27 protein-coding genes are annotated in these 25,429 nt (G+C 58.8%); 14 read left to right on the top strand and 13 right to left on the bottom strand.

Annotated features, from left to right (window positions below; translation table 11 throughout):
- The first annotated feature begins 2 nt into the window (after positions 1-2).
- The 4 genes from nqrE to nqrM are packed head-to-tail and all read left to right on the top strand — an operon-like array spanning position 3 to position 3,118.
- A complete protein-coding gene (nqrE, locus tag AACX78_RS06955; RefSeq protein WP_159165762.1) occupies positions 3-599 on the top strand; it encodes an NADH:ubiquinone reductase (Na(+)-transporting) subunit E in 597 nt (198 codons plus the stop codon).
- An 18-nt stretch (positions 600-617) separates the two neighbouring features.
- Complete coding sequence (gene nqrF / locus AACX78_RS06960) at positions 618-1,841, top strand: NADH:ubiquinone reductase (Na(+)-transporting) subunit F (RefSeq protein WP_059112146.1); 1,224 nt, start codon at positions 618-620, stop codon at positions 1,839-1,841.
- Between the two features lie 3 nt (positions 1,842-1,844).
- Positions 1,845-2,882 (top strand): FAD:protein FMN transferase, encoded by a 1,038-nt coding sequence (locus tag AACX78_RS06965; protein ID WP_159165763.1) that lies wholly within the window; start codon positions 1,845-1,847, stop codon positions 2,880-2,882.
- 11 nt (positions 2,883-2,893) lie between these two features.
- On the top strand, positions 2,894-3,118 hold the full coding sequence (nqrM, locus tag AACX78_RS06970; protein ID WP_005311992.1) for a (Na+)-NQR maturation NqrM: 225 nt from the start codon (positions 2,894-2,896) through the stop codon (positions 3,116-3,118).
- Positions 3,119-3,214: 96 nt separating this feature from the next.
- On the opposite strand, the gene AACX78_RS06975 is transcribed toward nqrM, so the two are convergent.
- Positions 3,215-3,433, bottom strand: coding sequence for a hypothetical protein (locus AACX78_RS06975; protein WP_159165764.1), 219 nt, complete (start codon positions 3,431-3,433; stop codon positions 3,215-3,217).
- Positions 3,434-3,563: 130 nt separating this feature from the next.
- Between AACX78_RS06975 and dinB the strand changes: the two genes are divergently transcribed.
- The 6 genes from dinB (at position 3,564) to rlmM (ending at position 10,164) form a co-directional block, all read left to right on the top strand.
- On the top strand, positions 3,564-4,616 hold the full coding sequence (gene dinB / locus AACX78_RS06980; protein WP_159165765.1) for a DNA polymerase IV: 1,053 nt from the start codon (positions 3,564-3,566) through the stop codon (positions 4,614-4,616).
- A 66-nt stretch (positions 4,617-4,682) separates the two neighbouring features.
- Positions 4,683-6,824: a methyl-accepting chemotaxis protein gene (locus tag AACX78_RS06985; protein WP_159165766.1), complete on the top strand. Its 2,142-nt coding sequence runs from the start codon at positions 4,683-4,685 to the stop codon at positions 6,822-6,824.
- 282 nt (positions 6,825-7,106) lie between these two features.
- On the top strand, positions 7,107-8,027 hold the full coding sequence (locus tag AACX78_RS06990; protein ID WP_005312000.1) for a transcriptional regulator GcvA: 921 nt from the start codon (positions 7,107-7,109) through the stop codon (positions 8,025-8,027).
- Positions 8,020-8,658 (top strand): alpha/beta fold hydrolase, encoded by a 639-nt coding sequence (locus tag AACX78_RS06995; protein ID WP_113720518.1) that lies wholly within the window; start codon positions 8,020-8,022, stop codon positions 8,656-8,658. Before AACX78_RS06990 ends, AACX78_RS06995 begins: the two co-directional genes overlap by 8 nt.
- Before the next feature lie 32 nt (positions 8,659-8,690).
- Positions 8,691-9,077 carry a DUF423 domain-containing protein gene (locus AACX78_RS07000; RefSeq protein ID WP_159165767.1) on the top strand — a complete coding sequence of 129 codons (387 nt, stop codon included), beginning with the start codon at positions 8,691-8,693 and terminating at the stop codon, positions 9,075-9,077.
- Positions 9,070-10,164, top strand: a complete 1,095-nt coding sequence (gene rlmM / locus AACX78_RS07005) for a 23S rRNA (cytidine(2498)-2'-O)-methyltransferase RlmM (protein WP_059112140.1) — start codon at positions 9,070-9,072, stop codon at positions 10,162-10,164. The genes AACX78_RS07000 and rlmM overlap by 8 nt, the downstream gene beginning before the upstream one ends.
- A gap of 84 nt (positions 10,165-10,248) precedes the next feature.
- Here rlmM and AACX78_RS07010 read toward each other — a convergent pair whose 3' ends face one another.
- The 7 genes from AACX78_RS07010 to queF all read right to left on the bottom strand — a co-directional run bounded on the left by AACX78_RS07010 (position 10,249) and on the right by queF (position 19,412).
- Positions 10,249-10,692, bottom strand: coding sequence for a hypothetical protein (locus AACX78_RS07010; RefSeq protein ID WP_159165768.1), 444 nt, complete (start codon positions 10,690-10,692; stop codon positions 10,249-10,251).
- A gap of 121 nt (positions 10,693-10,813) precedes the next feature.
- A complete protein-coding gene (locus AACX78_RS07015; RefSeq protein WP_111589298.1) occupies positions 10,814-11,821 on the bottom strand; it encodes an isocitrate dehydrogenase in 1,008 nt (335 codons plus the stop codon).
- A 164-nt stretch (positions 11,822-11,985) separates the two neighbouring features.
- Positions 11,986-12,783 (bottom strand): flap endonuclease Xni, encoded by a 798-nt coding sequence (gene xni / locus AACX78_RS07020; RefSeq protein WP_159165769.1) that lies wholly within the window; start codon positions 12,781-12,783, stop codon positions 11,986-11,988.
- Between the two features lie 165 nt (positions 12,784-12,948).
- Complete coding sequence (gene ppnN, locus AACX78_RS07025) at positions 12,949-14,304, bottom strand: nucleotide 5'-monophosphate nucleosidase PpnN (protein WP_021139357.1); 1,356 nt, start codon at positions 14,302-14,304, stop codon at positions 12,949-12,951.
- 161 nt (positions 14,305-14,465) lie between these two features.
- Positions 14,466-16,085 (bottom strand): GGDEF domain-containing protein, encoded by a 1,620-nt coding sequence (locus AACX78_RS07030; RefSeq protein WP_159165770.1) that lies wholly within the window; start codon positions 16,083-16,085, stop codon positions 14,466-14,468.
- A gap of 91 nt (positions 16,086-16,176) precedes the next feature.
- Positions 16,177-18,447, bottom strand: coding sequence for a hypothetical protein (locus AACX78_RS07035; protein ID WP_159165771.1), 2,271 nt, complete (start codon positions 18,445-18,447; stop codon positions 16,177-16,179).
- A gap of 116 nt (positions 18,448-18,563) precedes the next feature.
- The gene (queF, locus tag AACX78_RS07040; RefSeq protein ID WP_201302804.1) at positions 18,564-19,412 is read right to left on the bottom strand and encodes an NADPH-dependent 7-cyano-7-deazaguanine reductase QueF; all 849 of its coding nucleotides are present in this window, start codon (positions 19,410-19,412) and stop codon (positions 18,564-18,566) included.
- Positions 19,413-19,590: 178 nt separating this feature from the next.
- On the opposite strand from queF, the gene syd reads away from it, so the two are divergent.
- Positions 19,591-20,139, top strand: a complete 549-nt coding sequence (gene syd / locus AACX78_RS07045; RefSeq protein WP_125595782.1) for a SecY-interacting protein — start codon at positions 19,591-19,593, stop codon at positions 20,137-20,139.
- Positions 20,140-20,230: 91 nt separating this feature from the next.
- On the opposite strand, the gene AACX78_RS07050 is transcribed toward syd, so the two are convergent.
- The 5 genes from AACX78_RS07050 to AACX78_RS07070 form a co-directional block, all read right to left on the bottom strand.
- Positions 20,231-21,016, bottom strand: coding sequence for a Zn-ribbon-containing protein (locus tag AACX78_RS07050; RefSeq protein WP_159165772.1), 786 nt, complete (start codon positions 21,014-21,016; stop codon positions 20,231-20,233).
- Between the two features lie 5 nt (positions 21,017-21,021).
- Positions 21,022-21,327: a hypothetical protein gene (locus AACX78_RS07055; protein WP_159165773.1), complete on the bottom strand. Its 306-nt coding sequence runs from the start codon at positions 21,325-21,327 to the stop codon at positions 21,022-21,024.
- A gap of 97 nt (positions 21,328-21,424) precedes the next feature.
- Positions 21,425-21,661 (bottom strand): DUF2789 domain-containing protein, encoded by a 237-nt coding sequence (locus AACX78_RS07060; protein WP_005312027.1) that lies wholly within the window; start codon positions 21,659-21,661, stop codon positions 21,425-21,427.
- 124 nt (positions 21,662-21,785) lie between these two features.
- The gene (locus AACX78_RS07065) at positions 21,786-22,085 is read right to left on the bottom strand and encodes a DUF3301 domain-containing protein (protein ID WP_005312029.1); all 300 of its coding nucleotides are present in this window, start codon (positions 22,083-22,085) and stop codon (positions 21,786-21,788) included.
- 72 nt (positions 22,086-22,157) lie between these two features.
- On the bottom strand, positions 22,158-23,186 hold the full coding sequence (locus tag AACX78_RS07070; RefSeq protein ID WP_159165774.1) for a DUF3549 family protein: 1,029 nt from the start codon (positions 23,184-23,186) through the stop codon (positions 22,158-22,160).
- Positions 23,187-23,682: 496 nt separating this feature from the next.
- Here AACX78_RS07070 and AACX78_RS07075 point away from each other — a divergent pair, with 496 nt between their 5' ends.
- The 3 genes from AACX78_RS07075 (at position 23,683) to AACX78_RS07085 (ending at position 25,345) form a co-directional block, all read left to right on the top strand.
- A complete protein-coding gene (locus AACX78_RS07075; RefSeq protein WP_159165775.1) occupies positions 23,683-24,018 on the top strand; it encodes a YqcC family protein in 336 nt (111 codons plus the stop codon).
- Between the two features lie 55 nt (positions 24,019-24,073).
- On the top strand, positions 24,074-24,814 hold the full coding sequence (truC, locus tag AACX78_RS07080; RefSeq protein WP_021139347.1) for a tRNA pseudouridine(65) synthase TruC: 741 nt from the start codon (positions 24,074-24,076) through the stop codon (positions 24,812-24,814).
- 90 nt (positions 24,815-24,904) lie between these two features.
- On the top strand, positions 24,905-25,345 hold the full coding sequence (locus tag AACX78_RS07085; protein ID WP_021139346.1) for a flavodoxin: 441 nt from the start codon (positions 24,905-24,907) through the stop codon (positions 25,343-25,345).
- Positions 25,346-25,429: the final 84 nt, after the last annotated feature.

Raw genomic sequence — 25,429 nt, forward strand, 5'->3', positions numbered from 1 at the left:
GTATGGAACACTATCTGAGTCTGTTGATTAAATCGATCTTCATCGAAAACCTGGCCCTCTCTTTCTTCCTGGGGATGTGTACCTTCCTGGCAGTGTCCAAGAAGGTCAAGACCGCCATGGGTCTGGGGATTGCCGTTATCGTGGTTCAGACCGTTGCCGTTCCGGCCAACAACCTGATCTACAACTACGTCCTCAAGGATGGTGCCCTGGTCTCCGGCCTGGATCTGAGCTTCCTGAGCTTCATCACCTTTATCGGTGTGATTGCAGCCTTGGTGCAGATCCTAGAAATGGCGCTGGACAAGTACTTCCCTGCGCTCTACAACGCGCTCGGCATCTTCCTGCCGCTCATTACCGTGAACTGCGCCATCTTCGGTGGCGTCTCCTTCATGGTGCAGCGTGACTACAACTTCGTGGAGTCTGTGGTCTATGGCGTGGGGTCGGGTGCCGGCTGGATGCTTGCCATCGTGGCGATGGCGGGGATCCGCGAGAAGATGAAGTACTCCGACGTGCCGCAAGGTCTGCGTGGACTGGGCATCACCTTCATCACCGCGGGACTCATGGCGCTGGGCTTTATGTCCTTCTCTGGTATTTCCCTGTAATCGGAAAAGGAATAATAGATGGAAATTATTCTGGGTGTGGTCATGTTCACCGTGATCCTGCTGGCTTTGGTGGCAGTCATTCTGTTCGCCAAGTCCAAGCTGGTGACCGCAGGTGACGTGACAATCAGCATCAACGGCGACCCGGCCAAGGCTGTCACCAGCCCGGCGGGTGGCAAGCTGCTCGGCGTGCTGGCCGGCAGCGGCATCTTCGTCTCCTCCGCCTGTGGCGGCGGTGGCTCCTGTGGTCAGTGCAAGGTGCGGGTGAAAGCTGGCGGCGGTGATATTCTGCCGACCGAGCTGGATCACATCAGCAAGGGTGAAGCCCGTCATGGGGAGCGTCTGGCCTGTCAGGTCACAGTGCGTTCCGACATGGATATCGAGCTGCCGGAAGAGATCTTTGGGGTGAAGAAGTGGGACTGTACTGTTATCTCCAACGATAACAAGGCCACCTTCATCAAGGAGCTTAAGCTGCAGATCCCCGATGGCGAGAGCGTGCCGTTCCGCGCCGGTGGTTATATCCAGATCGAAGCCCCTGCACACCATGTGCAGTACAAGAACTTCGATATTCCCGAGGAGTATCGCGGGGATTGGGATCGCTTCAAGATCTTCGAACTGGAGTCCAAGGTCAACGAGCCGATCATTCGTGCTTATTCCATGGCCAACTATCCGGAAGAGTTCGGCATCATAATGCTGAACGTGCGGATCGCGACCCCGCCGCCTAGCAACTGGACTGCGCCTCCCGGCCAGATGTCCTCCTATATCTTCAGCCTCAAGGCTGGCGACAAGGTGACCATCTCGGGTCCGTTCGGTGAATTCTTCGCCAAAGACACCAATGCCGAAATGGTGTTCGTCGGTGGTGGTGCGGGTATGGCGCCGATGCGCTCCCATATCTTCGACCAGCTGCGTCGCCTGAAGACCCAACGCAAGATGAGCTTCTGGTACGGTGCCCGTTCCAAGCGCGAGATGTTCTATGTCGAAGACTTCGACATGCTGGCGGCCGAGAATGACAACTTCCAGTGGCACGTTGCCCTGTCTGATCCGCAACCGGAAGACAACTGGGATGGTTACACAGGCTTCATCCACAACGTCTTGTTCGAGAACTATCTCAAGAACCACGAGGCGCCGGAAGATTGCGAGTTCTACATGTGTGGACCTCCCGTCATGAATGCTGCCGTCATCAACATGCTGAAGAACCTCGGTGTTGAAGACGAAAACATCCTGCTGGATGACTTTGGTGGTTAATCAATGCACAGTGTTGTAAAGACCTGGCTAGCCTTAGGGCTAGCCTTTTTCTTGACTGGGTGCGGTCAGGAAACGGTCCAATCCAAGCCGGAGATCCACATCACCGGCAGCACCATGGGTACCTACTATTCCATCAAGGTCGCGGATGAGATCATCAAGGATCCGGCCAAGTTTCAGGCTGAAGTAGACATTCTGCTGGAGCGGGTCAACGACCAGATGTCGACCTATCGTCCCGATTCCGAGTTGTCGCGCTTCAACCAGCACAGAAGCTCGACCCCTGTGGTGGTCTCTCGCGATACCGCCCGGGTGGTGACTGAATCCCTGCATCTGGGCCGTGAGAGCCGCGGGGCGCTTGACGTTACCGTCGGCCCTCTGGTCAATCTGTGGGGCTTCGGGCCGGATGCGCGTCCGACCAGGATCCCCTCCGAGGAGCTGATCACCCAGACCCGTCAGAAGACTGGTCTGGGCAATTTGCATGTGATCACCTCCGCCGATGCCGATACGTTGCAAAAAGATATTCCGGACCTCTACGTGGATCTCTCCGCCATTGCCAAGGGCTTCGGGGTGGACAAGGTGGCCGAGTATCTGGAGTCCATGGGGTCTCGCAACTATCTGGTGGAGATCGGTGGCGAGCTGCGGATCAATGGCGTCAACGGCAAGGGGCATCCCTGGCGCGTGGCCATCGAGAAGCCGACCGCCAATGCCGGCTCGGTGCAGGAAGTGATAGTGCCGGGGGACAACGGGGTTGCCACTTCAGGCGAGTACCGCAATTACTACGAAATGGATGGCCAGCGTTTCTCCCACACGATCGATCCCATGACGGGCAAACCCATCCAGCATCGCATGGTGTCGGTGACCGTCATTCACCCTTCCTGCATGACCGCAGACGGGTTGGCGACCGTGTTCATGGTGCTCGGGCCCGAGAAGAGCCTGGCGTATGCCAAGGAGCGCGGACTGGCGATCTTCGTGATCACCAAGACGGCCGATGGGTTTGACGAAGCCTATTCAGATGCGTTCAAACAGTACCTGGTTAGAAAGTAAGGGGCACCAGCATGCAGATTTTTCTGATCACCTTCGGGGTATTTCTGGTCGTTGTAGTGGCCATGGCCATAGGTTACATCTTCCAGAAGAAGACCATTTCCGGCTCCTGTGGCGGACTGGGCACTATAGGTATCGAAAAGGAGTGCGATTGCCCGGAACCCTGTGACAACCGCAAGAAGAAGATGGCCAAGGAAGAGGCCCGTCGCAAGATGCTGACCGATAACCGGATCATCTGAGCGGGCCTGGGTTTTCGAGTTGTACTCGGGCCAAGGCTGAATGGCAGGCGGGCTGACCTTGGGGTCAGCCCGCCTTTTCTTTGGCGGGAGGGGGATTCAGTAGTCGTATTGATGACAGGCTTTCCTTTTGAATTCGGCCTTCCAGCGCGCCAGTTCCTCCCGCGTTCCCAGTTCATCCCCTTGCTTGATGGCCTTCTCCAGTGTCTCGATGCGATCATGCAGCCAGCTGCATTCGGCGGTTGGATGGCCCTTGGTACTGCCAAGCAGCGGCAGCAGACAGAGTCCCAGTCCTACTCCCAGCCAGAGTGCTCTCATTCCTTTCCTCCTTGTCATTTTTTGTGAGTGGTGTCTTAAGAGTCTATGCCTGTTCGTTGTTTCATGCCGATGGCAGAAACGGGTGTGCTGGGTTAGCATGGGTGAGTTAACTGTTTATCCGTACAGTGGTATGCGCAAAATCATTCACATCGACATGGACTGCTTTTATGCGGCGGTAGAGATGCGGGATAACCCGGCTCTGCGGGACGTACCGTTGGCGATAGGGGGCTCCTCCGATCGGCGGGGGGTCATCTCGACCTGCAACTATGTGGCGCGCCGTTTCGGGGTGCGCTCCGCCATGCCGAGTGGCCTGGCCAAGAAACTCTGCCCGCCGCTCGTACTCATACCGGGACGAATGGCGGTCTACAAGGAGACCTCCCGTCAGCTGCGCGCCATCTTCCTGCGTTACACCGAGCTGGTGGAACCGCTTTCGCTGGACGAAGCCTACCTCGATGTCACCGACAGTAATTGCTGTGGTGGCAGTGCCACCCTGATGGCGGCCGAGATCCGCCACGCCATAGTGACCGAACTGGGGTTGACCGCTTCGGCCGGGGTGGCACCGAACAAATTTCTGGCCAAACTCGCGTCGGAGCAGCGTAAACCCGACGGCCTGTTCGTGATCCGGCCAGAGGAGGTGGATGAGTTCGTGCGCCAGCTGCCTTTGGCCAAGTTGCCGGGGATCGGACGCAAGACGGCCGAGCGGCTGGAGTCCCAGGGACTCTATTCGTGCGAGGATGCGAGAGTGCTCAGCAGTGATGAGCTGATCGCCCGGTTTGGCAAGTTGGGGGAGATGCTGACGGGCCGGATCTGGGGCCGTGATGATCAGCCGGTGCAGGCGCAGCGGATCCGTAAAACCATTGGCGTGGAGACCACGCTGGCCAGCGATGTGCTGGATGAAGCCGCCTGCTGGCAGGTACTGAGTCAGCTTATTCCCGAGCTGGAGCGTCGTTTTGCCGCTGGCTATGCCAGGGAGCAGTTGATGGGGCAGGGGATCAAGCTCAAGTTCGCCGATTTTCAGCAGACCACTGTCTATCGCCGTGGCGGCTATCAGCCCGAGCTGTTTCACGATCTGCTCCATGAGGGGCTGCTGCGGGCGCAGGGCAAACCCATTCGATTGCTCGGGCTGGTTGTGGGCTTGCCTCGTGACGGGGAAGTTAACCAGCTGAGCCTGGATTTTGCTTGATTAGGTTAAGTTTTTGTATCCAAAACCGATACACTGATCACATCTGTATGAGCTAGGAATGGTGGCATGAGTTCTCTTTCTGTTCAGGGGCGGATCACCCTGATCGCCGGTTGTTGTTTATTGGCCAGTGCTGGTGCCCTGGTTGCCTCTTCTCTTTATAGCGCCGCCCGGATGCAGGATCAGGTGCTGACCTCCACTACTGAGGAGGCGCAACGCTCGGCCGAAAACTGGATGAAGGCGATGGGATCCGAGCAGGCGGCCAAGGTCACCAGCTATCTGGATGAGGCCTATTTCCGTACCACTCTGCTGGCTCAGAGCATATTGTTCCAGCGCAAGAATGCGGCCGACAACTTTGGCTCTTCCGAGGCGCTGCGTGGTGCCGTCAATCAGCAACTGCACGATGCGGCGGCAGCTTCCGCCAACCTGCTTGGTGTCTATGCGGTGTTCGAGCCCGATCAGCTGGATGGGGAGGACAGCAACTACCACGGTTCCAGCGAGCTGGGTGCCAATGACAAGGGGCGCTTCTCCACTTACTGGGCCCGGGTCGACGGCAAGATAGAAGCTGAGGTGCAAGACGAATCCGTGCTGGCGGACGAGAGCCCCACGGCAGCAGGCGGCGTGGAGAACGACTGGTATCGTTGCAGCATCCGCAGCAAGGCGCTCTGCCTGCTCGAACCCTACCTCGATGATGTGGGGTCGCAGAAGGTGCTGATGACCTCGGTGACAGTGCCCCTACTGGAGCAGGAGACATTGCTCGGCATGGTCGGGGTCGATATCTCGCTGGCGACCCTGCAAAGTCTGGTCAAGGAGATGGATCAGGCGCTGTACGACGGGCAGGGCAAGGTATTGCTGGTCAGTCACGAAGGGCGAGCCGCCGGGGTGGATGGGTTTGACGTCACCCTGGGCAGCCCGTTGGGGCAGCAATATCAGGCACTGGCTGGCGATCTGAAAGGCTGGATCGGCCAGGGGCAGACAATGACACGCTGGAGTCCTGACGGGACTCTGCTGCAAACCTTCGTGCCGGTCAGCATGCGCGGCACCGAGCACAAATGGGGCATCTATATCGAGCTTCCCCGCACCGTTGTGCTGGCCTCGGCCCGCCAGCTGCAAGACGAACTTTCCAACCAGGCCAATGGCAGCGTGGTCACCCAACTGGTGATTGGCGGCGTGATTTCGGTAGTTGCCTTGCTCTGCATCTGGTTGATGGCTCGTCAGATAGTTGCCCCCATTCGTGCCGTGGTGGCTCGCCTCAAGGACATCGCCACGGGGGAGGGAGACCTGACCCAGCGGATTGACCTGCATCGCGATGACGAGATTGGCGAGTTGGCCAAGTGGTTCAACAGCTTCCTCAACAAATTGCAATCCACCATCAGTCAGGTGATTGATACCGTTGCGGGCACCCGCGCCAGTGCGGAGCAGGCGGCTCAGGTTGCCGAACGCACCAGTGCCGGCATGCAGGCCCAGTACCAGGAGGTGGATCTGGTGGCGACTGCATTCGAGGAACTCAGTGCCACTGCCTTGCAGGTGGCGGGCAACGCCAACTCGGCGGTGGCGGCGGCCAACCAGGCAGATACCTCGGCGCAGGAGGGCAAGTATGTGGTGGCCGATACCCAGGAGGCCATGCGCAAGTTGATGGCGGTGATCAGCGATGCCAAACCTGTGGTGGAGCGACTCGCCGCCAACAGCGACAACATCAACGACATACTGGTGGTGATCCAGGGGATCGCCGAGCAGACCAACCTGTTGGCGCTGAACGCCGCCATCGAGGCGGCGCGGGCCGGTGAACAGGGCCGTGGCTTCGCCGTGGTGGCCGACGAAGTGCGCAATCTGGCGGGGCGTACCCAGAATGCCATCGTCGAGATCCAGACCCTTATAGGGCAGCTTCAGTCCGGTACCGAGGCCGTGGTCAAGGCGATCATGACGGGTCACAGCCAGGCGGATGTGACGCTGACAAAAGTGGATCTGTCGGTCAGCGTGCTGGAGCAGATCATCCATGCGGTGGCGACCATTCATCAGATGAACGAGCAGATTGCCAGGGCGGCGCAGGAGCAGAGCGGGGTGGCGGACGAGATCAATCGCAACGTCAGCAACATTCGTGATGTGAGTCATACCATACGGGCCGAGGCGGCGTCCTCCGCCGAGAACGGTCGCGAGTTGTCGGCGCTGGCGGACAAACAGCAGCAGCTGGTGGGGCAGTTCAAGGTATAGGATAAGAAAAAAGGCGCCATCCAACCGGAGGCGCCAAACACATTCAGATGACAGACTGGGTTAAATCGGTCCGATTTAAGCCCCTCTTCCCGCAGAGGAAGAAACACAACACCACAATCGCAGACCACTGACTCACAAAAATCACATGTAAACCAACATGGAAGAGAAAAAGTGAGCCATATGACAACGGATTGCGAAGCGAATTATGTTTATTCACTGGTCGACCCGCAACCGACAAATTATAATGCGGCCCATTAGAAAAACTCATCGTCGGCTGGTCTCATGTCTCGTCGTTTACCCCCGCTCAATGCCCTGAAAGCATTCGAAGCCGCGGCTCGTCACTTAAGCTTCACCCGGGCAGCGGAAGAGCTGTTTGTGACCCAGGCTGCCATCAGTCACCAGATCAAGGCGTTGGAAGAGTATCTCGGCATCAAGCTGTTTCGCCGCAAGAACCGCTCCTTGCTGTTGACCGAAGAGGGGCAGGGTTACTTCCTCGATATCAAAGACATCTTCACCTCCATCTCGGAGGCGACTGACAAGCTGCTGGCCCGCAGTGCCAAGGGTGCGCTCACCGTCAGCTTGCAGCCAAGTTTTGCCATCCAGTGGCTGGTACCCCGACTGGTGAAGTTCAGTGAACGTCATCCGGACATAGACGTACGGATCAAGGCGGTGGACATGGACGAGGGGTCGCTGACCGACGATGTGGACGTGGCCATCTACTACGGCCGTGGCAACTGGCCTGGACTGCGTGCCGACAAGCTGCACACCGAGTACCTGATCCCTGTCTGCTCGCCGCTCTTGCTGACCGGCCCCAAGCCGCTGCGCACCCCGGATGATCTGATCCGCCACACCCTGTTGCACGATACCTCCCGCCGTGACTGGAAGGCCTGGTTTCGCCAGCTCGACATCGATGCGCCCAACGTCAATCAGGGGCCTATCTTCAGTCACTCCACCATGGTGATCCAGGCGGCGATCCACGGTCAGGGTGTGGCGCTTGGTCACAGTGTGCTGGCTCAGCCAGAAATCGAAGCGGGGCGCCTTATCTGCCCGTTCGAGCAGGTGCTGGTGAGCAAGAATGCGTTCTACCTGGTATGCCAGGAGCAGCAGTCCGATCAGGGCAAGATAGTGGCCTTCCGCGACTGGATGCTGGAACTGGTGGAGCAGGAAGAGGCTCGTCGCCGGGCACGGCTCGCCGATGCCTGATGTGATGAGGGAGGGGGCGAGTGATGCCCCCGTTCGCATTCTGCTGGCCCATGGCGCCGGGGCCGGCATGGAACACACCTTTCTTTGCGAGCTGTCACGCCTGCTGGCGGGGCCCGATATCGAGGTAGTGCGTTTCAACTTTCCCTACATGACCAAGCGGGCCCAGGATGGCAAGCGCAGGCCACCGGACAGGCAGCCGGTATTGCTCGACCATTGGCGCCAGATGGCGCAGCTGTTCGCTCACCCAAGGCTGTTCCTGGCGGGCAAGTCCATGGGGGGACGCATGGCGGCAGAGCTGTATGGCGAAGGTGGGGACGAGATGAATGCTGCAGGATTGCTCATTCTCGGGTATCCTTTCCACCCCCCGGCCAAGCCCGACCGCTGGCGGGGCGAGGTGCTCAAGCAGATCAAGACGCCGACCCTGCTGTTGCAAGGAGAGCGCGACACCTTCGGCACGCGCGCCGAACTGGCAGATTTTCCCTTCTCACCCCACGTATCGGTCCACTGGCTGACCGATGGTGACCATGGCTTCAAACCGCGAAAAGCCAGCGGCGTGAGCGAGCAGGAGAACCTGCAGCAGGCGGCTGATCATATCAGGTGCTTCATCGCGGCGACGCTGGCACAGGGCTGACGGTCGCGAGGGAGAGAACGAGGAGGGTAAGAATGCAGATCCATCGACATTGGCTGGTACTGGCGGGTTTTTTTGGCCTGACGGCGACCATGCTGGGGGCTTATGGCGCCCACGGTCTGGCGGCGCGCGGTATTACGGCTTCGCAGCTGGCGGCGTTCAACACCGCCGTGCATTATCAGTTTTTTCACGCATTGGCCCTGCTGGTGCTGGGTTGGTGCGGTGTGCGCAGCAAGGTAATCACCTTCGCTGGCACCACATTTTTGCTGGGGATCCTTGGATTCTGCGGCAGTATTTACGCCATGGTGCTGCTTGGCAGCAAGGGGCTGGGGCTCATTACTCCGGCCGGTGGCCTCTGTTTTATGTTGGGATGGGCGGCTCTGATATGGGCTGGCTGTCGTCTTGGAGGAAAAAATGAATAATCTGCTGCTTTATTGCCGCCCCGGTTTTGAGAAAGAGGCGGCGGCAGAGATCACCGAGCGTGCCAGTAACATGCAGTGCTACGGTTTCGCCCGGGTCAAGGACGACAGCGGTTATGTGATATTCGAGTTGTATGACGAGGAGCAGGCCGATCTGTTGGCGCGCAAGTTGCCATTCAGGGAGCTTATCTTTATCCGTCAGATGCTGGTGGTGACCCACGAGCTGAAGGATCTGGATGTGGCTGATCGGATCTCGCCCATCATAGAAGCGACCCGTGAATACACCATCTGTGGCGATCTGCGAGTTGAAACCGCCGATACCAACGAAGCGAAAGAGCTGTCGGCCTTCTGCCGCAAGTTCACAGTGCCGCTTCGTCAGGCCCTGCGCAGCAAGGAGCTGCTGACCAAGAAAGAGACGCCGCACCGTCCGGTGTTCCACGCCTTCTTCATGGCCAACGATCACCTGTTGCTGGGGTATTCCTACTCGTTCAACAACTCCGAATTCCACATGGGCATTCCCCGTCTGCGCTGCCCGCCGGATGCACCGAGCCGATCCAGCCTCAAGCTGGAAGAGGCCTTCTATGTGTTCGTACCGCGGGAAGAGTGGGACCTGCGCCTCACCTCCGGCATGAAAGCGGTCGATCTGGGCGCCTGTCCGGGTGGCTGGACCCATCAGCTGGTGCGTCGCGGCATGATGGTGACAGCGGTGGATAACGGCACCATGGCCCAGTCCTTGATGGATACCGGTCAGGTGAAGCACCTGCGTGATGATGGTTTTGTGTGGCGCCCCAGCAAGAAGAATATCTACTGGCTGGTGTGCGACATGGTGGAGAAGCCGGCGCGGGTTGTTCACATGATCGCCGACTGGTTCCGCGAGAATGACTGTCAGGAGGCCATGTTCAACCTCAAGCTGCCGATGAAGAAGCGTTACGCCGAAGCGGTACACAACATAGAGGTGTTGCGCGGCCTGCTCAAGGAGGTAGACAACGCCTTCGTCATTCAGGCCAAGCAGCTCTATCACGATCGCGAAGAGATCACGGTACACGTCTACAACAAGTACTGGGTCTCCAAGCTGGAAGCCAAGGAGTGACATCCGGCCCCTTGCCGTGAGCAGAAAAAAGACCGATGGCAGCGATGCCATCGGTCTTTTGCTATCTGCGCCATGCAGCCAGTGTCAGAAGCGGTAGTCGAGACGCAGGGATGACTCGTCATCCGTGACTTTGAGCTCTATCTGCAGGGGAATGCTCTTGTCGATCGGATTGAACTGCAACTTGACCCCATCCCCTCTGAGTTTGATGGCCGTATTCATGCCAGCAGCCTTGAACTTGATCCTGGGTTTGTGGTGCTCGAAGGAGAGGCTCACGCTCTTCTCCGCCGTCAAATTCAGCTTCTGGTATGCGGTAACCTGCTGGTTTCCGTCGCTGTCCGTCATGATGTCTACCCCGAAGGAGAGCGGTTTGGGCGCCTTGAGCAGATCATTGGTATCCAGACTGGAACGCCATACCTGACTGGCGGGCTGCGACTGGGCTGCCGGAAGCTGTTTCCAGGCATTTTCGACCGGTCTGTCTACTGCCATGACGCTGCTGCTGACAAGCAATAGGGGAAAAATAGCGCGCATAATGGATCTCCTTATCCCTTATGCATTGAACATAGTAGCCAATTGACTAGGCGGGTAGCGTGCCGCGAGATAAAACAAGGGGAGCCTGAGCTCCCCTTTTAAATCAATGAATTAAGATGAATTACAAACGGTCTATGATGGATTGGGTGAACTCGCTGGTAGAGGCGGTCCCCCCGAGATCACGGGTCACGCGATCACCGGATTCGATGGTGGCGCGCACTGCCTCACGGATGCGCTCAGCCTTGTCCTGCATGCCCAGGTATTCCAGCATCTGGATGGAGGCGAGGATCACCGAGGTCGGGTTGGCGATGTTCTTGCCTGCGATATCCGGCGCCGAGCCATGCACAGCTTCGAAGATGGCGGCGCCATCGCCGATGTTGGCGCCAGGTGCCATCCCCAGACCGCCCACCAGGCCGGCGCACAGATCCGAGAGGATGTCGCCAAACAGGTTGGTGGTGACCATGACATCGAACCGCTCCGGGTACATCACCAGGTTCATGCAAGCGGCATCGACAATCATCTCTTCGCTCTGGATATCCGGGTAGCGAGCGGCGACATCGCGGGCCACTTCCAGAAACAGGCCAGAGGTGGACTTGAGAATGTTGGCCTTGTGGATGATGGTCACTTTCTTGCGTCCTTCCTGGCGGGCCAGTTCGAAGGCAAACTTGACGATGCGTTCTGCCCCGTCGCGGGTAACTATGCTCATCGCCTCGGCGCTATTGTTGTCATCGCTGCGCTTCTGGCCGGCGCCCGAGTACATCCCTTCGGTGTTCTCGCGCACTGTGATGATATCGATGTTGTCGTAACGACTCTTGGTACCCTTGAAGGAGATGACGGGGCGGACGTTGGCGTAGAGGTTGAATTTCTTGCGCAGGGAGACGTTGATGGAGGTGAAGCCGCCGCCGACTGGGGTGGTGAGCGGGCCTTTCAGGCTGACCTTGTTCTTCTCGATCAGATCCAGGGTTGCCTGGGGCAGCAGCTCGCCGTGCTTCTCCAGCGCGACCAGACCGGCATCCGCATACTCGTATTCGAAGTCACAACCGGCGTGGGTCAGGATCTGGATGGCGGATTCGATGATGCTGGGGCCAATGCCGTCGCCCGGGATGACGGTAATCTTTCTTTTTGACATGAGAGGTATCCACTTCTAGGGAACAGAGGGGGAGGATTCGGCCGTTTTATACCATTTATACAACTAACCCTCCATGTTTCTTTACATTCTATCTGTTTTTGTCAACAGCAAGGGTGAGTCCCGTCATGATTGGCAGGATTGCTGGTCAATGGGGCAAGCCGGTGTCATGCCTCGCTCTCGGGTGCTGGGGGATAGCGTATTTCCCGCAAGTTGAAACCCAGGGGAATATCACGCTGCAGCCGGACCAGACGCTGGGCCAGCAGGGCATCGTCCTGATACTGGCGAAGCTTGAGCAAGGGCTTGCTGGCCTCTTCCTGTTGACAGGCCGCGAGCAGCGCCGACAGGCTGCCATATTGCTGCAGCAATTGGGTCGCCGTCTTGGGGCCTATGCCGGGTACCCCCTTGATATTGGATCCGCCGATGCCGGTCAGGGCCCAAAAATCCACCAGCTGGGCCGGGTCCACGCCATATTGTTGCTCGACGAAGGCGGCATCCAGCCAGCGTTTGTTGAAATAGTCCCTGATCTGGATCTGCGGGCAGATGAGCTGACAGAACCCCTTGTCGGTAGAGATGATGGTGGCCCTTGCCCCGTGCTGGGCGATGCCGCTGGCCAGGGTGGCGATGAGATCGTCCGCCTCATCGGTCTGGGAGAGCAACGCGTCTACGCCACACTCCCAGAAGGCATCCTGCAGCGTGTTCAGACCTTCACGCAGCTCCACCGGCATGGGGGTTCGCCCCTCCTTGTAGGCCGGGTAGACCTCTTTGCGCCAGCTGTGTATCTCGCCGTCGAATACCGCTATGACGTGGGTCGGCTCGCTGCCCGCCAGCAGCTTGCGGCAGGTATTGATGAGATTGGCACGGGTGGCGATGAGCGCCTGGGCCGGGGTCAGCGCCTGCTGGGCTTGCACTGCGTGCAGACGGCGGATGAGGTTGAGGGCATCGATGATAAGCAGGTGTGGCATGGGGGACTCTTGGCAGTCAGGACGCGCCATTGTAACAACTGGCAGCCTTGATGACAGTGTTCAGGTGGTGCCAGAGCGTCAGATGCTCATACAGATGGCAAAAGGAAGGGGCGCTGCTGCGCCCCTTCCGCCATGTTGTCGCTGGTCACCGGCGACTAACAGCCCTTAACGAACTATCTCGTAACAGGGTACGTATTGGGTGCCAGGCAGTTTCATGCGCTGTTGTTTGACGAAGCTCTCCAGCAGCTTGTCCATCAGGTGCATCAGCTCCTTGTCGCCGTGCAGCTTGAAGGGGCCCTTCTTCTCGATGGCGCGGATGCCCCCTTCCTTCACGTTACCGGCGACGATGCCGGAAAAGGCACGGCGAAGGTTGGCTGCCAGCAATTGGGGCGGCTGGTTGCGATGCAGATCCAGGCTGGCCATGCTGGCATGATCCGGCTCGAACGGCAGCTGGAACTCGGGCTCAATCTTGAGGGACCAGTTGAAGGAGTAGGCATCGCCGACCGATTTGCGATATTCGCGAATTTTCGGCATCGCTTCCTTCATCACCCGGGCCACTTCCGGCGCATCGCCGACGATGATCCGGTAGAGGCTGGTAGCGGGTTCGCCCAGGGTAGCCTTGACGAAGTCATCGATGGCGCGGAAGTAATCGGCGCTCTCTTTCGGACCGGTCAGGATAATCGGCATGGGTTGGCGCTCGTTGGCCGGATGCATCATGATGCCGAGCAGATAGAGCAGCTCTTCGGCCGTGCCGACCCCGCCCGGGAATATGATGATGCCGTGGCCCAGACGCACGAAAGCCTCCAGCCGTTTCTCGATATCCGGCAGTATCACCAGCTCGTTGACGATGGGGTTGGGCGGCTCGGCGGCAATGATCGAAGGTTCGGTCAGACCTATGTAGCGGCCATTGCGTACCCGCTGCTTGGCGTGGCCGACGGCGCCCCCCTTCATGGGCCCTTCCATGGCACCCGGACCGCAACCGGTGCAGATGTTGAGCTCGCGCAATCCCAGCTCGCTGCCGACCTCGCGGGTGTACTGGTATTCAATGGGGTTGATGGAGTGGCCGCCCCAGCAGACCACCAGATTGGGATCCGCCCCCGGCAGGATCGCCTTGGCGTTGCGTAGTATGGCGAACACCACGTTGGTGATATGGGTGGAGCTGGTCAGGTTGACCAGTCGGTTCGACTCCAGCTGGGTCGACACATAGAGGATGTCGCGGAGTACGGAGAAGAGGTGCTCCTGAATGCCACGGATGATCTCGCCATCCACAAAGGCATGCTCGGGGGCATTGAACAGTTCGAGTTTGACCCCGCGCTCGCGCCGGATCACATGGATATCAAAGGATTTGAAACGCTCCAGTATCTCTTTGGAGCTGTCGGTATGGCTACCTGAGTTGAGCACCGCCAGCGAGCAGTTGCGAAACAGTTGATAGATATCGCTGGAAGCAGTCTGTTTGAGGCGATCCACCTCGAGTTGTGACAGCAAGTCCATGCTGCCCACAGGATTGATGTGTGTAATCATAAGTTCCCCTTTCACTCGCTTGTTATCGTTGTGCTTTTCCCTGGGGAGAAAACAGGATGCCATGTGGCATCCCTTGAATTTGATAGTAGATGTAAGCGGTAGGGCAGGGGAATAGGGGAGAAGTGCGTTTGCTGCTTTTTTAGCCGCCGCTCAGCCCGGATTCAGGCCAGATTGACCTGATCCCGACCCGAGTGCTTGGAGCTGTAGAGCGCCTTGTCGGCTCGCTCGAACGCATCCGTGGTGTGATCCCCTTCCCGAAACAGGGTTGCACCGATGGAGATGGTGATCTCGACCCTGGCATCCCGAAAACGGAACGGAATGCTCTTGATGGTCTGGCGCAGTGTCTCCAGCGGCTTCTGGTATTTGTCCGGGTTGATGTTCGGCAGCAGCACCACGAACTCCTCACCGCCAAAGCGGGCGATGAAGTCGGTATCGCGCAGGGCGCCCTGCAATGCCTTGGCCACCACCTTCAACGCCTTGTCGCCGGCCATGTGGCCATAGTTGTCATTGATGTTTTTGAAGTGATCAATGTCTATGATGGCCAGACAGAGTGGAGTGTTGTAGCGCAGCCAGCGCTTGTATTCGAGTTCGAGCCGCTCGTCCAGCGCCGCCCGGTTATGCACCTGGGTCAGACTGTCGAGGAACAATTTGTGTTTCTGGATGGTGAGCCGCTTCTTGTACTCGGCGGTCTCCTCCTTCATTAACCGCAGCTTGGCCTCCATGGTGGAGAGGCGGGTGAGCAGGTGGCGCTCACGGGTAGCCATGGCTTCCCTGTCCTGCAGCAGCATGTTGATGGCACCCATATGGCCTGAGATGGCATCCTTGAGCTCGCCGAAGGCGTCGTGGCTGGACAGGGTATGGTCGAGGGCTCGCAGCTCCTTGTCGATGGCCTGACGGGTATCGTGAGTGGCGCTTTGCAGGGCACGCCCCTCGTCGAGGGACTCGGTGAAGCTGAAATGCACCGCAGAGAGGCTCTCGTTGAGGGTACTCAGGAAAGCCTGGGAGGATTTTCGCTCTTCGCGGGTGCCCTCAATGATGAGCTCTATCACCTGCAGGCAGATCTCCGCCAGCAGCGGCGGCGTGATGCCATTGAGCAACTGACGGCGGATATCCGCCAGACTCTCGCCAACGGCGCCGGCAAAATCCAGCTCTGTGATGAGCCGCTGCAACTCGTCGGCGATATGAGCGTGAGCCTTGGCGTCAAACGGGATCGCAGGCTCAGGAGACGAAAGTTCTGTGATGGCCATGGCCTGCACGCTGGCGGCGGGCGCCGGGGCTAGCAGGGGTTGGGTCGGCAGCAGCTGGATCTTGATGGCCTGCTGGTAAAACTCCAGCAGGCGGATCACTTTCTTTTGATGGTCGCCGATGCCATAGCCATCCGGGCTTGCCAGAAACTCCTTGAGGGACTTGCGGGTATCCTCCGGGAAGCCCTTGATGGATTTGAGTTGTTTGGTGCCAAGGTCGATGGCGGACTTGGTCAGGCTGATGGACTCTTCCAGCGCATTGCCATGTTGCTGCAACAGCTTTTCGATGACGGCGAGGTCGGCATCCAGCGAGGAGAGCGGCGGATTGCCGTCGAGTTTTTGCTTGAGCTTGGCGAGCTTGTTGTCCAGCTCCCTGTCATGGCCACGACAGGCTTGCATCAATTTACCGATAAACTGGATGCTGCGGGCTCGCTCTGCATCGGAAAAAGTGACTATGCCGTCTAGCTCCAGCTGCTTTTGCTGAAGGGATTCCCTGAGTCTGGCCAATTGTCCTGCTACGGCAGCGATATCATTCATTATTCAGGTCGCCCTGTTGTCATTATCGTTTTTGTGTTGGATAGCAACGGCGGTCGAACCCAGTTCCAGACCCAGTTGATTATCTATAGGGTTATTGGTTATCCGGTGCTTTCGTCCGTGAAAGTCGAAGCCAATTAACCCATTGCTTTTCATGAGAAGAATTTACTTTTACCAGTCCCTTGTCAATTGCCATCAAGCAGCATTGCCACACATCCCCATTAAAAAATGCGGCCTGTTGGCAATCGATGGCGGCAAGCTCCAGCCAGACGCTTTGCTGGTATTTTTCGCTGAGCTGAATGGCTCCAGCCAGTGCCAGATAGCAGAGGTCGAACAGGCCGTGGTGATCGAGGGCGGTCGCCGCCTTGGGCAGGAAGGGGTGGCTGACGATACCGAGGCTTATGTGGCGATCCAGCGAGTGCTGGCAGGGGAAAGCGGCAAAGGCCGCGAGCAGATCCTGAGCCAGCTTGTGCAGGTCCTCCACGTGGCGCTGGGGCACCACGTAGAGCAGATGGCCTTCGCGCAAATCATAGATGCGGCCATCCTGCGGTGTCAGCCCCTTGATATAAGCGCCGAAAGCCTGCTCTATCTCTCGGCTCACCTGATAGCCGTGCTGCTCCAGGCTGTTCACCAGGAAGGGCACCCGAAACAGCAGGTAATGCAACTTGTCGTCAAATTCGCTGGTGGGCCGTTCGCTCAGATACCAGCGTTCTGATTTTTGCTGGCGTCTTGCCATCTCCCGCGGCCAGCGGCTCATCAGCCGCTGCCAGTTGGCAAGGCCGGTGCGTGGCTCGATCAGTATGGCCTCACCCAGTTGTTTGCCCTGCAGGCGTGCGACCCTGAGCTTGAGCCAGAGGGTGAAGAACAGATAGATGAACAGGGTCAGCAGCAGGCCTGTGATCACGCTCGACCAGAGGTAGCGATCCTGCTGATGCTGGCTGGTATCCAGTTGTTGCTCCAGCTCCTTGATCTGCTGTTCCCGCTCTACCTGGACATAGTTGTCGCGGATCGCCTCCTGCTCCAGGTCGACCTGCTGCTGGCGTACCTGCTCGCTGCGCTGGTGGAAATTCTTGTAGCTGTCCAGCGCCTGCTTGAGGTAGCCCTTCTGTTCGTAGGCCACCGAGAGCAGACGGAAGATCTCGAACTGGCGCTGGGCGTCGCCAATCTGGTTGGCCAGCGCCAGCGCATTTTCCAGCTGAAGGATGGCGATGCCCGCCTCCTTCTGCTTGAGGTGCAGCTCACCCAGCAACAGCAGGGTGTCGATCAGCGGCTCCTTGTCGTCCCCCAGTTCGTGGGATTGACGGGCCGCAGTGAGGTAGTTGCGGGCCAGAGTCAGATTGCCGGTCTGCAGATAGGTTTTGCCTATCTCGTACTTGAGATTGGCGATGCGGGTGCGGTTATTGCCCTCGTCCAGCAGATCCAGCGCATTGAAGAAGTAGACCAGCGCCATGTTCATCTCGCCCTGATCCCGGTTGAGGCGGGCCAGCACGATCAGCGCATCGCTGAGCAGGGAGGGATTGCCGAGGGCGTGGAAGTAGTTGGCGGCCTCATTGGCATATTGCAGTGCCTTCTGTGGTTCCTGCTCCGCCTGATAGAGGTTCACTATCTGGTTCGACAGCAGGCCGAGGAAGAGAGGATCCTGCAGTCCTCTCGCCTGTTGCTGGGCATCTATGTAGTCACCAAGAGAGAGCTGGGGCTGCTGGAGGGCATGGTAGAGATCGCCGCTCACAGCGCTGACCCAGGCGCTGGCCAGCGGGTTCTTTGCCTGATCTGCCCAGCGCCGTGCCTCTGCCAGCTGGCGTTTGGCCTCGTCAAACTGGTGCGCCTCTATGCTGGCGTTGGTGCGCAGCAAGCGGCTGTATACCTGCAACTGACTCTCTTTGAGGCTGGGGGTGCTGAGCAGGGTCTCGAGCTGGCCGAGCAGAGTGGCACTGGCGCCATGAGAGTGCTCCTGCAGATTCTGGCTGCGGATCTTCAGATAGAGGCCGTGGGCCTGCAACTCCAGCTGCTGCTCCTTGGTGGCCATGGCAATGCCTTGATCAAGCGCCTTCTGGGCCGCCTGGAACTGGCCCAGTTGCAGCAGGCACTCCCCCTTGAGCAGGTGGGCGCCTGTGGCCTGGGCTGCCGTGCCATAGCTCAGCAATGGCTCGCGATAGCCATACTCCTGGCGATTGCTGATGATTTGCTTGGGATTATTGGCTGTGCGTGTCAGGAAGGCAGAGGTGATCTGGACACATCTGGCAGGATCGGTCAGTACCAGGGTTTGGGCCTGCTGCAGATCGATAGACAATTGCTCCTTGGCCAGATCCAGGTCAGGAGCCGACAGGGAGGACATCATCATTGCCAGAAAAAACAGTTGATTCATTGGATTAAGGACAGCACAGGGGTGTGGGCATGTTATCCAAGCCCCCCCCTGCACGTCCAGAGTTTACTGACAGATACGATAGCCAAGGTCCTTCTCTGTCAGCCAGGACCCCAACTTTACTGCCGGATCAGCCGCAGGTTGGCGGGGGGAAGCTCCCAGTCGCTGCGAAACGGGTTGATATCCAGCCCGCCACGGCGGGTGTAGCGGGCATACACTGTCAGCTGGCTCGGGCGGCAGAGGAGCTTGAGATCGGTAAAGATGCGCTCGATACACTGTTCATGAAATTCGTTGTGCTGGCGAAACGAGATGAGGTAGCGCAGCAGTTTTTCCCGATCCAGCCGTGGGCCGCGATAGTGGATCACCACTGAGCCCCAGTCGGGCTGGCTGGTGACCAGGCAGTTGGACTTGAGCAGGTGACTGTGCAGTGTCTCTTCCACCTCTTCGTTGCCCGCGGCCCCTTGCAGCAGATTGGCATCGAATTCATAGCAATCAACCTCTATATCCTGCTCATCGATGCACTCACCCGGCAGGGCGGCAATCTGGTGTGGAGCCTGTGCCAGGGGGAACAGAGTCACGCTTACTTCGCTGCCGGCGCAGGCACTCAGATCCTTGACCAGCATGGCTTGTACCGCTTCCAGCGAGTCGCAACGGGTCTGGTTGAAGGAGTTGAGATAGAGCTTGAATGACTTGGATTCGATGAGGTTGGCGCTCACTGCGGGCACGGACACCTCACCCACAGCCACCATGGGTTTACCCTTGGCGTTGAGCCAGGAGAGCTCGTACAGAGTCCAGATGTCGCAACCCTGGAAAGGCAACTCGCCGGTCAAGCCGAGGTCGTCGCGATTGAGGCTGCGCGGCACAGGTTGCAGCAGGGCAGGGCTGTACTGACTGATGTAGGCAGATTGCTGACCCAGGCTCAGCCCTTGCAAGGCGCTGGCACCGGCGTATTTCTCTTGTTTGCTCATTGTGTTTATGGATCCGGACGTTGAATGGGCCATTGCGCCGGCAGCGTCAGGGGCGCTTGCCCCTACCTGGATATTGCAGGGGATCGCCACCGGATGGTGACGTCTCATGCTTCACCTTGTCTGCTCGTGGGTTTGATGGTGCAATAGCGGACTTTGGCAGCAATTGTGGGGAATTTCGATGTCGGATCAAGTCTTGTCTGCCCTGGAACACTTTTTTTTGCGCTGGCAGCGTGATGGCGAGGCAAGGCGGGGATTGCCCCTGTGTGAGTGGGAAGCTGACTGGCGCTCCCCTTGCGAGCTGGATGAGCCCAGAGAGGGGCGGGTCGCCTGGCGCCCTCATCAGCGCCAGCAAGCGGCCGATTTTGCGGCCATGGCCAATGCGCTGGAGCTGGTGCTGCATCCTGCGGCCCAGGCGCTGTTTGGTCACTGGTTCAGTCGCCCCATCCCCTGTTCCTACAAGGGGCTGCGCCTTGAGCTCATCTTGCCTTGGAACGAGGCGGATCTGGACCTGCTCAGGGAAAACCTCATCGGTCATCTGCTGATGCTGCGCAAGTTAAAGCGCACGCCATCGCTGTTCATTGCCACCACCCGCAACGAGATGACCCTGGTGTCGCTGGACAACGAGAGCGGTCAGATATGGCTGGAGTGGCTCGATTCCGGTCGACGTCTTACCTTGGCCCCCTCGCTGCCAGCCTTCCTCGAGCGGCTGGAAACCCTGCCCCATTGATCCTGTCCCTGTGAGACGAGAAGGGCCTTGCCATCCGGCAAGGCCCTTCTGCTATCTGGACACAAGGTAGTGCCATCTCAAGGGAGGAGGCTCAATCCTTGAAGTCCCAGGAGAGGTTGGAGATCAGCCGGCAGGGATCGCACTTGAAGTCGAAGATATCGTGCAGCGGCGCTGTCAGTGCCCACTCACCGCCGCAGCCAGGACAGGGGCGGTTTCTCTCTTCGGATACGCTCAGCCCGCCGACCCGGTAGAGGTAGTAGTAAGTGGGAATGCCGCTCAGCACTTCCAGCCGCTTGACCAGATCGCTGCCGCGCCGATGGAGGCGGCTGCCCACTTCGCCTATCTCGTGCAGTGCCGCATGTTCGGCGATGGAGCCGTTCATCTGCAGCTGATCGCACGCCTCCCAATCCTCCTGCCACTTGATAATTTGCTTGTGATCGCCGTTGGCGACGGCAGGCAGCCGGTAGAGCGGTATGGGAGCGAAGTGGTCACCGCAGCGCAGTGGCGAGCAGGTGTGCAGGAAGCTGGTGTAGAGCAGCATCCAGCTCGGCCGCTCGTCGGTGTGACCGCAAGGGTCAGTGCTGTCGGAGAGCAAATCCATCCCTTGCAGCTGGAGCTTGGGTGCGAGCAGACCCGCCTGATTGAGCTGCTGTTCAGCCAGCTTGACCTGTTCGCTCTGGTTGTCCGGATGCAGACTGTCCTGTTCGGGGCAGACCACCCGGCTGACGAACTGCCCTTCATGCATGCTGGTGGGACACTCCCGTCCCAGGATCTGGCCCTGATAGCGCAGCATGTCCAGGTAGTTGACGATGGCCCGTTCGGCCTCACCGAGGGAGGTATCGCGATAGCACTCAAAGCAAAGTTCGAGAATATACATGGGGCTCAGTCTGGTTGGCGTTGGAGCAGCAGGGTGGTCAGGCGATCGACTTTCTGCTCGAGCCGGTTGAGCTGCTCGCTCAACTGTTGCAGGTTGACGGCATCGGCCTGCGTGCCGGTATTGGCAGCGGCTGGCGTGCTCGCCGGGGCCGGTTCTGTGGGGTGGGGCTGCTGCTTCCACTGGCTCAGCACCTTGAGCAGTTCGGCCATGGGAACGGGCTGACTGAGGCGGGCCTTGACCATGGCAGTGGAGGGGGTGATCCCCTTGGCGGCCAGTTCGTTGGCGATGCGGATGATCTCTTGGGCGGACATGGGGGCTCCTGCGCAGTAGTGCTGTAATACGGGCTTGACGGGGCACAGAGCTTAACCAAACCGCTCTCCTCTGGAAAGCGGGTGGTAAAAGAAGGGATCAGTCGGTCTGGCGCAGCAGCACATCCAGCTGGTCTATGGTTTCCGACCAGTCCGAGTCATTCCAGAGGGCATCGCGCAGGAAGCCAGCCTGGGATGGGGTCCAGAAGCTGGCTTCGGGCAGCAGGGTCTGATTGTCCAGTTTGTGTTCGTGGATGAAGCGGTGCAGGCTCAGCTCGTCATTGGGCAGGCCCAGCTGGGCGAACAGGGCAGGCAGGTCGTGGGTCAACAGTTCCATCTTGATCTCTCCCAGGGGACATCCCTGAACATTATAGGTTGTGATCCGCCGCGTCTTGTTTACTGGGATGGCATGCGTCCGGGGGATAGGGCCGCTCTGGCCTCGTATCTGGCTACCGGGGGCCTTATTGGGCGGGGATGCGATGGGGCGGCAGGTCGACACCGACTATATGCAGTCCCTGCATACGCAACTGTCCCTGATAATGGCTCTCGCCATCGCTGGAAAATTCAAACTCGTAATAGGTCAAGAGTCGCAGCGGCCTGTGTGCCAGCGCGCGGTGGCTGCGTGCCAGAGACAGCAGTTGCAGATCGTGATGCTGGCAGTAGCGGCGCATGTATTGCCAGGCGAGCTCCGCTTGGCGGCGCTGATGCCAGAAGGCGCCCCCGACGAGGATAAGCAGCAAGATACCGAGCATTTCACCCATCAAGGGCTCCTTGTGTGATCTGGAGTTGTCTTTGCCAGGCGGCAACCCACCTGGCCGTTATTCCATTAACCGTTACGCCGAGGCAAACAGACGTCCGATAGCCTGACCGAGTGCATTGCTGCGCTCAGGATCACGCAATCTTGCCAGCATATCATTGCGCAGGGCCGGCAGGGTCACCAGTTCGGCAAACACCTGATTGAAGAACTGGGTCGGCTGCAGCGCCAACTGTTCCAGGAACAGGCTGAGCAGGCTTGGCTCTTTGAGGTCGGGCCAGAGGCGCCCTGCGATGGCGAGCAACAAGGCCGGGCTTGGCTGGGTTTGCAGCAGGGTCAGCAACTTGTTGGTGCGCATCGCATTGCCGTTGCAGGAAGCCAGCGCCCGACACAGGTAGGCCAGGGTTTCGGCATTGGGCTCGGCAGTTTCCTGTTCCTTGCCGATCCGCTCGAACAGGGCACCTTGCACGGCCGGCGGCAGCGGGACATTTTCCAGGCTCTGACACAGGGCGTAGAGCGGGGCCTGGGGCAGCTTCGGCAGGGCCTTGCACACCAGCGCCAGATTGCGCTCGTCCTGCAGCCGCTCCGCCATGTCGGCAAAACCTTGCAGTCCCAATGCCTGCCAGCCCTCGTCACCCGGCGCAGCCAGATAGTGGCACAGGCCCTCATAGTAGGCGGAAGGAGCCTGTTCCAGCTGGCGAGCCAGCTTGGCGTGCAGGCTGGCCATCTTGGCTTCGGCAGGACGGAAAGTATAGGGATTGTCGGCCAGTCGCTGGGCCTTCTCTTCATCCAGATCGCCGGTCAGCTTGTAGCCGAGGGTCTCGACCACTTGATCCATAAAGAGCTTGGGGCCGCTGCCGATGAGCAGGCCACGCTCATCGAGTGCAAACTTGAGGAACCAGAGATAGTGTCGGGATTCTGCCGGCTGGAAGAAATGAACGCCGAGCCAGGCGTGCTGCTGCAGTGGCCAGGGATAGGGCTCTTGTTGCTGCTCTATGCGTTCGAAGACGTCGCTCGCCAGCGGCCGCACCTGGCGACCCATGTCAAACAGTTGAAACTGGGTATCGGCCTGGGTCAGAAACTCGGTCAGCGTATTGATGGTAGACATGATGTGATCCGGCTAAGAGTGATACGGGCCGATTATAAAGCGGTTGTATCAGATAGCCAGCAGCGGTACCAAGACCGCCTTGTGACAAGCTGAGAAAGGCGCATCAGGGCGCTGCGGGTCAATCTGTATAAAGCGGTTGTATCAGATAGCCAGTGGGGGGGCACCAAGGCCATCCTGTTACGAGCTGAAAAAGACGCATCAGGGCGCTGCGGGTCAATCTGTATAAAGCGGTTGTATCAGATAGCCAGTGGGGCACCAAGGCCACCCTGTCACGAGCTGAAAAAGATGCATCAGGGCGTTGCGGGTCAATCTGTATAAAGCGATTGCATCAGATAGCCAGCAGGGGCTGGGTTCTGCGTTCCGCTTGCCAATGGAACATGGCAGAGGGGGAGGGGGACGGTGTATAGTAGCGCCCTTTTTTGAGGAACCCGGCCAGCCGTTATCTGCCATGCAGAGGAGCGTCAGGCCGGTATCGCAGTAAGAGGAAGAGAACGAGATGAATCAATATCTGCTGGTAGCCGGCCTGCTGGGTGAACTCACTGCCGAGTTGCAGCGCCTGGGGCGCTGGCAAGACGAGCATCCTGGCAAAGAGGCTCTGGCGAGCGAGCTGCCGTTCTGTGTCGATACCCTGAACTTTGATCAGTGGCTGCAATTCGTGCTGATCCCGCGCATGGAGCAGCTTGTCATGCTGCAAGCCCCCTTGCCTACCAGCGTCTCCCTCTATCCCATGGCGAGCGAGGTCTACAAGAACGAGCTGGCCGAGATGGCGAGCCTGTTGCGTCTCATCGGTCGCTTCGATCTGCTGCTGACCGGTAAAGTGGTGGAAAAATGAGTTTGACCTTGCGCTTTCAGAGAGAGACGCAGCCGGATGACGACGTGGTGCTGCAATGAAACTGACTCTGCTCTATCAGGATGATTGGTTGGTAGCGGTCAACAAACCCTCCGGTCTGCTGGTGCACCGCAGCTGGCTCGACAAGGCCGAGACCCGGTTCGCCATGCAGATGACCCGGGATCTGATCGGAGGCCGCCATGTCTACCCCGTGCATCGTCTCGACCGCCCCACCTCGGGCGTGCTGCTGTTTGCTCTGGATCCTGCCGTTGCCCGTATCCTGACAGAGGCCTTTGCCGCCCGGCAGGTACACAAGGAGTATCTTGCGCTGGTGCGGGGCTGGGCCCCGGAGCAGGGGGTGATCGACTACCCCCTCAAGGAGCAGCTGGACAAGATCGCCGATGCCATGAGCAATCCTGATCGCCCGGCCCAGGAGGCGGTAACGGCATTTCGTTGCCTGCATCAGGTCGAACTGCCCCATGCAGTTTCCAAGAAGCACCCTACCAGTCGCTATAGTCTGGTCAAGTTGTTCCCGAAAACCGGTCGCAAGCATCAGTTGCGCCGCCATATGGAACATCTTTTCCACCCAATAGTGGGCGATACCACTCATGGTGATGGTCGCCACAATCGCTTCTTTCGTGAACACTTCGGCTGCGAACGCCTGCTGCTGGTAGCTCGTACTCTCAGCTTCGAGCACCCGATCCTCAAGGTCCCGATGCGGATCCAGGCGCCGCTGGGTCCTGATCTGTTGCAGCTGTTCGCCAAGCTGGGCTGGCCTGGCAGTGAAAGTGACTACTGATCATCCCCTCTATTCCTTCATCCTGACAGGGTGTTGCCTTTGACGGCGCTGTGGCATGCTGTGAAGCCATACTCGTCAAAGGAATCCGTTATGGCTCAGATAGATCTTGTAGTGGGAACCGTCTATGGCTCAGCCATGCTGGTGGCCGAGACGCTGGCTGAACATCTGCAGCAAGCCGGACATGTATGTCAGATTTTCGATGAGGCCGTGCTGGAAGACATAGATGCCTCCCGCTTTCTGCTGCTGATCACCGCCACCACGGGGCAGGGCGATATTCCGCCCAACCTGCAACCCTTGGCCGCCGCCCTGACGGATCGGGCTCCCTATATGAAAGGCTGGCGTTATGTCCTTATCGCCATGGGGGACAGCAGCTACGAACACTTTTGCGGTGCTGGTCGTCAGCTCGACGGCTTGTTGCAGGAATTGGGAGCGAGTGCACTATTACCCCGCCTTGAGATAGATGCCGCCGTTGATGATGAACCGGAAAAGGTGGCATTGGCCTGGCTCACCGGCTGGGAAAATAAACTCTAGGGCCATTCCCTCGTCATTTTTTATTCATCCCCGATGGGTTCGACCACGGGGATGTTTATTTCTACGTTTCATGCCTGCCAGTTG

The sequence above is a fragment of the Aeromonas sp. 9A genome, from assembly GCF_963900955.1.
Classification (GTDB): domain Bacteria; phylum Pseudomonadota; class Gammaproteobacteria; order Enterobacterales; family Aeromonadaceae; genus Aeromonas; species Aeromonas salmonicida.

What these genes read in the sequence shown, in the direction of transcription:
- AACX78_RS06965 (WP_159165763.1), top strand. Translation starts at nt 1,845, where the DNA reads ATGCACAGTGTTGTAAAGACCTGGCTAGCCTTAGGGCTAGCCTTTTTC.
- AACX78_RS07030 (WP_159165770.1), bottom strand. Translation starts at nt 16,085, where the DNA reads ATGAATGATATCGCTGCCGTAGCAGGACAATTGGCCAGACTCAGGGAA.
- xni (WP_159165769.1), bottom strand. Translation starts at nt 12,783, where the DNA reads ATGCCACACCTGCTTATCATCGATGCCCTCAACCTCATCCGCCGTCTG.
- AACX78_RS07050 (WP_159165772.1), bottom strand. Translation starts at nt 21,016, where the DNA reads ATGTATATTCTCGAACTTTGCTTTGAGTGCTATCGCGATACCTCCCTC.
- AACX78_RS07015 (WP_111589298.1), bottom strand. Translation starts at nt 11,821, where the DNA reads ATGTCAAAAAGAAAGATTACCGTCATCCCGGGCGACGGCATTGGCCCC.
- AACX78_RS07060 (WP_005312027.1), bottom strand. Translation starts at nt 21,661, where the DNA reads ATGGAACTGTTGACCCACGACCTGCCTGCCCTGTTCGCCCAGCTGGGC.
- AACX78_RS06990 (WP_005312000.1), top strand. Translation starts at nt 7,107, where the DNA reads ATGTCTCGTCGTTTACCCCCGCTCAATGCCCTGAAAGCATTCGAAGCC.
- AACX78_RS06995 (WP_113720518.1), top strand. Translation starts at nt 8,020, where the DNA reads ATGCCTGATGTGATGAGGGAGGGGGCGAGTGATGCCCCCGTTCGCATT.
- dinB (WP_159165765.1), top strand. Translation starts at nt 3,564, where the DNA reads ATGCGCAAAATCATTCACATCGACATGGACTGCTTTTATGCGGCGGTA.
- AACX78_RS06985 (WP_159165766.1), top strand. Translation starts at nt 4,683, where the DNA reads ATGAGTTCTCTTTCTGTTCAGGGGCGGATCACCCTGATCGCCGGTTGT.
- AACX78_RS07065 (WP_005312029.1), bottom strand. Translation starts at nt 22,085, where the DNA reads ATGGGTGAAATGCTCGGTATCTTGCTGCTTATCCTCGTCGGGGGCGCC.
- rlmM (WP_059112140.1), top strand. Translation starts at nt 9,070, where the DNA reads ATGAATAATCTGCTGCTTTATTGCCGCCCCGGTTTTGAGAAAGAGGCG.
- AACX78_RS07035 (WP_159165771.1), bottom strand. Translation starts at nt 18,447, where the DNA reads ATGAATCAACTGTTTTTTCTGGCAATGATGATGTCCTCCCTGTCGGCT.
- AACX78_RS07055 (WP_159165773.1), bottom strand. Translation starts at nt 21,327, where the DNA reads ATGTCCGCCCAAGAGATCATCCGCATCGCCAACGAACTGGCCGCCAAG.
- truC (WP_021139347.1), top strand. Translation starts at nt 24,074, where the DNA reads ATGAAACTGACTCTGCTCTATCAGGATGATTGGTTGGTAGCGGTCAAC.
- nqrM (WP_005311992.1), top strand. Translation starts at nt 2,894, where the DNA reads ATGCAGATTTTTCTGATCACCTTCGGGGTATTTCTGGTCGTTGTAGTG.
- ppnN (WP_021139357.1), bottom strand. Translation starts at nt 14,304, where the DNA reads ATGATTACACACATCAATCCTGTGGGCAGCATGGACTTGCTGTCACAA.
- AACX78_RS07010 (WP_159165768.1), bottom strand. Translation starts at nt 10,692, where the DNA reads ATGCGCGCTATTTTTCCCCTATTGCTTGTCAGCAGCAGCGTCATGGCA.
- AACX78_RS07075 (WP_159165775.1), top strand. Translation starts at nt 23,683, where the DNA reads ATGAATCAATATCTGCTGGTAGCCGGCCTGCTGGGTGAACTCACTGCC.
- AACX78_RS06975 (WP_159165764.1), bottom strand. Translation starts at nt 3,433, where the DNA reads ATGAGAGCACTCTGGCTGGGAGTAGGACTGGGACTCTGTCTGCTGCCG.
- syd (WP_125595782.1), top strand. Translation starts at nt 19,591, where the DNA reads ATGTCGGATCAAGTCTTGTCTGCCCTGGAACACTTTTTTTTGCGCTGG.
- AACX78_RS07000 (WP_159165767.1), top strand. Translation starts at nt 8,691, where the DNA reads ATGCAGATCCATCGACATTGGCTGGTACTGGCGGGTTTTTTTGGCCTG.
- nqrF (WP_059112146.1), top strand. Translation starts at nt 618, where the DNA reads ATGGAAATTATTCTGGGTGTGGTCATGTTCACCGTGATCCTGCTGGCT.
- AACX78_RS07085 (WP_021139346.1), top strand. Translation starts at nt 24,905, where the DNA reads ATGGCTCAGATAGATCTTGTAGTGGGAACCGTCTATGGCTCAGCCATG.
- nqrE (WP_159165762.1), top strand. Translation starts at nt 3, where the DNA reads ATGGAACACTATCTGAGTCTGTTGATTAAATCGATCTTCATCGAAAAC.
- AACX78_RS07070 (WP_159165774.1), bottom strand. Translation starts at nt 23,186, where the DNA reads ATGTCTACCATCAATACGCTGACCGAGTTTCTGACCCAGGCCGATACC.
- queF (WP_201302804.1), bottom strand. Translation starts at nt 19,412, where the DNA reads ATGAGCAAACAAGAGAAATACGCCGGTGCCAGCGCCTTGCAAGGGCTG.